At 65.6% G+C, this 468-nt stretch carries 1 protein-coding gene; it reads left to right on the top strand.

The window, feature by feature from the left end:
- A partial coding sequence (locus EN932_RS37650) for a class I SAM-dependent methyltransferase (RefSeq protein ID WP_206619056.1) occupies positions 1-468 on the top strand: 468 nt, incomplete at both ends.

The raw sequence follows: 468 nt of genomic DNA, 5'->3' as shown, positions 1-468 counted from the left end.
CATGCACATCAAGACCGCGCATGCCGAGCGCGCCATCACCTTCGATCCGATGCTGGCGGTGCCTGAAGCCTACATGGACGGCGAACTCGACATTCTCGAGGGCGGCGTGCTGGGCGTGATGCGCATCGCCTTCCAGAACATGGGCAGCGGCGGCATCGACGCCACCTGGTCGAAGGCCATCGAAGGCCTGCGCCACGCCTTCCGCCGACTGCAGCAGATCAACACCGCCTCGCGCTCGCGGCGCAACGTGCAGCGCCACTACGATCTGTCGGGCGATCTCTACCGGCTCTTCCTCGACGAGGACATGCAATATTCCTGCGCCTATTTCGAGCAGCCGGATATGACGCTCGACGAGGCGCAGGCCGCCAAGAAACGCCACATCGCCGCCAAGCTCCGGCTGAAGGCCGGCCAGACGGTGCTCGACATCGGCTCCGGCTGGGGCGGGCTTGGCCTCTATCTCGCCAAGGC

This window comes from Mesorhizobium sp. M7A.F.Ca.US.002.01.1.1 (genome assembly GCF_004022955.1).
Classification (GTDB): Bacteria; Pseudomonadota; Alphaproteobacteria; order Rhizobiales; family Rhizobiaceae; genus Mesorhizobium; species Mesorhizobium ciceri.
This window is presented reverse-complemented; position numbering and strand designations above follow the sequence as displayed.